The organism is Bacillus sp. JJ1773 (assembly GCF_036962035.1).
GTDB lineage: Bacteria > Bacillota > Bacilli > Bacillales > Cytobacillaceae > Cytobacillus.
In genome coordinates this window covers 34398-38853 of sequence record NZ_JBALNX010000010.1, presented here as the reverse complement: position 1 = coordinate 38853, position 4456 = coordinate 34398, and the positions used below count along the sequence as shown (strand labels likewise).

The following is a 4456-nucleotide window of genomic DNA, read 5'->3' as shown; positions in this document are numbered from 1 at the left end:
ACGGGCGCTCCGAAACGCGTGCTATGAACATTTATGGTAAGTGTTTTTCGCATAAGTTTATCAAATTCTGTTCCGTAAGCCTTTTATTGCCCCATCCTGATATATAGATTTTCATAATTTCTCATAATAAGAATACTTACCATGCCCCAGCTGATTAAAGTTTTGCGTGAGCAGCTTTCTCATGGTTATCTTAGACTCGATAACCTTAAACCATTCCAGCATGTCATTTGTAGTAATTTTTCGATCTGGAAAAAGAAATGCAAATTCCTCTACGTTGCGAAGTACTGCTGCAGGTAGTCCTTCCTTATGTCCACATTCTTTACAGACCACTCTGTTCATTTTCACCTCAACATTAAATGAACGGCAGCAAACACAGGTTACTCCTTTTTTCAACTGGTCATAACTATAATCAAGTAAACGCATATATGGTGATTTCTCAATATGGAGAGATGTTAATCGTTTTGCGAGACTTAAGTGACTTTCTTTGTATTTTTTAGTGTTTTTGCTTAATTGTGTTATTAAGCGATTAAGCTGTGTAGGAAAAATAATAGGAAGGTCCATTGGTGCGTGGTATAAATAAAAGTCGGGGTAAATGAAAACAAGATTTGTTTCGATGGGGACATTGAGTCCAAGTTCCTGAAGCAACCTCCGGAGAAGGGATTCACACCGACTTAACTGGTCCAATGGATTCCTTATTTCCACTTTCGAGAAGGTATACCACCTGCCATCCTTTAGAAAATAATCACCCTCGTAATTTTTAACTTCAAAAACAAATATTTTTTCAGAAGATATTAGCAATGTATCTATTTGAAAAACGGTATGATTATATTCGAGCATTAATCCATTTATTATTAGCCAATTAATAGCAAGGGGATTAATTAAAGCGTCAAACATTAGCTCTCCCTGATACCCCTTCTCAAGGCTCAAATAATAATTCTGATCCTTCTCCGATAAATTCGTTCGAACATTTAAATATCGAAAAAGCTTTAATTCTTCAGGCTCAGTGCGAGATTTAATAATCATTTTCCACATCCCATATTAATTTTCTTTGTATTAGCGCTACATCAATGGATAAATAATCATGAGTAAAAAAATTAATCTAACTAGAAGTTTAATAGAGATGAAAAAAGCGGGAATAAACGGAGAGGTATCTTGTCACCATTTTAATTCTAATTATTAAATTGTCAAGACTTACCATGATCACAATTTCCCAAAAAACATGAGCAGACAAATTGCCTGCTCACGCTATTTGGATCGCATTTTGATTTCATATTCTTCAAGCGTTGATATTCGTTCTAGCATAGTCGGATGACCATAACGGAATACTTTCACTAAAAGCGGAGGATTCACCTGACTTTTTCCAGCACGGGTTAATTCCTGAAAGGTTGAAATTGCCTCATCTGTGTCTTTTGTCAACTCAATTGCATATTGATCCGCACGTGACTCTTGATAGCGGGATACAAAATTTGAAAGCGGGCTTGAAATAAACAGCAGCATGGAAAGAATCATTAAGAAAAGCGGCAAGGAGCGAATATCATTGACTGCTGGAATCTTCAACGCTTCCCCCCACCTGCTAATCGCATACTCCATCAATCTTGCTGCTAAATATAATCCGATTAAAGATAAAAGTAGATACCCGGCTATTCCGAAATAAATATGCTTTTCAACATAATGCCCCATTTCATGTGCCATAATAAATAGAATTTGGCCTTCAGTTAACCGATCCAAAGTCGTATCCCAAAGAACAATTCTTGAGTTTGTCCCAATTCCATTCACATACGCGTTAAGTGCATTCGTTTTTTCAGACATATTGACTTCGAATACATGCTCGGCAGGTATTTGAGCTTGATCGGCTAGTTCTAGAATTTTCGCTTCCAGCTCTTTATTTTTCAATGGATAAAAGTCATTATAAAGCGGATCAATAACAACAGGCTGCAAAAACATCATAAATAATGTAAATGGTATCGAAAGCAGCCATGCATAGAGCCACCATCTTTTTCGGCTTTTATTAATCAGCCAATAGAGAACCGAAACAATAATAATCATCGTCCCATAATTGATCCAGAAGTCAATAAGCTCATCCTTCATCCAGCCGCTAAAGGATTGCGTGGAAATATTATAGCTTTTAGAAAAAGAATAACTAATATAACTTAGTGGCATTGTCGCGATAAAAGCAAAAAAGGATAGCCAAATTAAATAAATGGCATTTTGAAAAAACTTAATTTTTGCTGTCTGCTCTGCCCACTTTTTAAATGTCTTTGAAAAACCAAGCAGCAAAATAAAAAGATAAAAAAGCCACTCAAATGGTGTAGACAAGAAAAATAATAAATTCCTTATCTTAGAATACTCCTCACTAAGCATAAGCTCTCTTCCATTTAGAAAGGTAGCTGGATCTGCCCTCGTCCCCTGATACTCGAAGGTCAAGCTTGTATCGGCAAAATAAAATAAATACCAATAAAAGAAAAGTCCATATAGGCAATAGGATATAACCCCATATAGTCCAATTTTTCTTGCCATCTCTCTCCCCCCTCTTGTACAACCCTTCAATGTAAGTTTAGTATAAAAATCAATATTTAGAACAAATTCTTAATACTTGCTATAGGCTTAAGCCTTTGTATAGCTTGTACATTTTCCATAAGAAAAAATCGAAAAAACCGATTCTATTTTGAACCGGCTTCCGATCATCACATAATAAAAGAATAGATTGATAAAACAACAATCGAACTTAAAACAACAAAAATAACATTTGCCCCAAGATACGCGACAAAAAAGGCAGCTGCTGCTCCTAATATCCCAAACCATACATCTTCATTAATAAAGAAAACTCCCGGAAAAACAAGTGCCCCTAGAGTAGCAGCAGGAACATTTTTAAGAACACCCTGCAGAAACACTGGCAATTCCTTCCCTTTAAAGAGTAAAAACGGAAGCATTCTAGGGATATAAGTAACAACCCCCATACCGATAATCATCCAAACAATATGACTACTCATCCCCTTTCCCCCTCTGCTTTTTCTTTACTCCTTCTATTAGCTCAATGATAACTGCTGATAAAAGTGTTGCAGCAACAATTGCCCAACCAGTTGAAAGTGCGTTGGTTATGGAGAAAATCGTATTAAAGCAGGCAGCTAAGGCTGCTAGGAACACTACTTTCACACTTTTTTTCATAGAAGGTACTAATAATCCAATAAACATCGCATAAAGAGCAATCGTCATGCTTTCCTGCAGTGTCTGGGGAAGGCTAGCCCCGAGTAAAAACCCAAACCCAGTTCCGGCAGCCCAACTCAAATAACCGATTAAATTAAGCCCAAGCATATATCCTGTAGTTACTGTTCCTTCCTTCATAGCCGCTACAGAAAAGGACTCATCCGTAATCCCAAACGAGTAAATAGCTTTGTTGACAAAATAATCTTCTTCACATTTTTCATTTAATGCTGATGACATTAAGAAATGTCGAATATTCACAATGAATGTTGTTAGAATGATTTCAAATACTCCTGTACCTAGCGTCAACAGGCTAAGGGATATATATTGGGAAGCACCTGCAAATACGACTAAACTCATTAAAAGCGTTTCACCAAATGTTAGTCCAGTTGTTTTTGCCAGCAGTCCAAAGGTTAATGCAACTGGGATGTATCCAATTGCAATGCTAATTCCTGATTGAAATCCTTTCCTTAACTCTGACTGTGTTTTGTTTAATGCAAGTTCAGCCATTAGCTGCACCACCTTTTTTTTGAAAAAATCTGAAAGACATATGCTTAAAAATACACTATAATAGACATAATATATACTATAGCATCCAATAATTATAATATATTATACATACGAACGTTATAGTACACAATAGATTTGGAGGACAAAATGGAAAATATTCAAAAAAATATAGGAGAAAATCTAAGAAGTATTCGTAAAAAAAGAGGACTAAGCCTTGATGTCACTTCAGAATTAACAGGGGTAAGCAAGGCTATGCTTGGTCAAATCGAACGTGGAGAATCTAATCCAACCGTTACAACATTGTGGAAAATTGCCAGCGGACTCCAAGTCTCCTTCTCCTCTCTAATTAAAGACGAACCCTCAGATTTATTATTTGTAGACTATAAATCCATTTCCCCCATCGTAGAGAGCAATGGAGAATATCGAGTGTACCCCATTTTTCCATTTGATCCTAGAAAAAAATTCGAAATCTTTATTGTAGAAATGGATCCAGGCTGCCAGCATCTTTCAGAGAAGCATAATGATGGTGTAGAAGAATATATCACTGTTCTAAAAGGTGAACTTGAAATTCAAATTGGTGAGCATTGCAGACAAGTATCCCCTGGAAATTCAATTAGATTCCTAGCCAATAAAAATCATACCTATAAAAATATTGGTACAGATTTAGTCGAATACCAAGCTGTCATGTATTATTTATAAAGTGAAACTTCAATCAGTGGGGGGATTCCTTCATCCCCCACTGATT

The 4456-nt window shown here is 36.2% G+C and carries 5 protein-coding genes; 1 reads left to right on the top strand and 4 read right to left on the bottom strand.

The genetic code is table 11. The features are described 5' to 3' along the window. Positions 1-111: 111 nt before the first annotated feature. The 4 genes from V7127_RS02225 to V7127_RS02210 all read right to left on the bottom strand — a co-directional run bounded on the left by V7127_RS02225 (position 112) and on the right by V7127_RS02210 (position 3711). On the bottom strand, positions 112-1023 hold the full coding sequence (locus V7127_RS02225; protein ID WP_335483197.1) for a nuclease-related domain-containing protein: 912 nt from the start codon (positions 1021-1023) through the stop codon (positions 112-114). Between the two features lie 222 nt (positions 1024-1245). Beyond that, positions 1246-2517, bottom strand: coding sequence for a M48 family metallopeptidase (locus tag V7127_RS02220; protein ID WP_335344460.1), 1272 nt, complete (start codon positions 2515-2517; stop codon positions 1246-1248). 167 nt (positions 2518-2684) lie between these two features. After that, positions 2685-2990, bottom strand: a complete 306-nt coding sequence (locus V7127_RS02215) for an AzlD domain-containing protein (protein ID WP_335483195.1) — start codon at positions 2988-2990, stop codon at positions 2685-2687. Continuing rightward, entirely contained in the window at positions 2983-3711 is a 729-nt protein-coding gene (locus V7127_RS02210; protein ID WP_335483193.1) for an AzlC family ABC transporter permease, read from the bottom strand. The genes V7127_RS02215 and V7127_RS02210 overlap by 8 nt, the downstream gene beginning before the upstream one ends. A gap of 147 nt (positions 3712-3858) precedes the next feature. Between V7127_RS02210 and V7127_RS02205 the strand changes: the two genes are divergently transcribed. Continuing rightward, complete coding sequence (locus V7127_RS02205; RefSeq protein ID WP_335354467.1) at positions 3859-4410, top strand: helix-turn-helix domain-containing protein; 552 nt, start codon at positions 3859-3861, stop codon at positions 4408-4410. Positions 4411-4456 lie beyond the last annotated feature (46 nt).

Excerpts from the sequence above, each read along its gene's own strand:
- V7127_RS02225 (WP_335483197.1), bottom strand. The coding sequence starts at position 1,023 with ATGATTATTAAATCTCGCACTGAGCCTGAAGAATTAAAGCTTTTTCGA.
- V7127_RS02215 (WP_335483195.1), bottom strand. The coding sequence starts at position 2,990 with ATGAGTAGTCATATTGTTTGGATGATTATCGGTATGGGGGTTGTTACT.
- V7127_RS02220 (WP_335344460.1), bottom strand. The coding sequence starts at position 2,517 with ATGGCAAGAAAAATTGGACTATATGGGGTTATATCCTATTGCCTATAT.
- V7127_RS02205 (WP_335354467.1), top strand. The coding sequence starts at position 3,859 with ATGGAAAATATTCAAAAAAATATAGGAGAAAATCTAAGAAGTATTCGT.
- V7127_RS02210 (WP_335483193.1), bottom strand. The coding sequence starts at position 3,711 with ATGGCTGAACTTGCATTAAACAAAACACAGTCAGAGTTAAGGAAAGGA.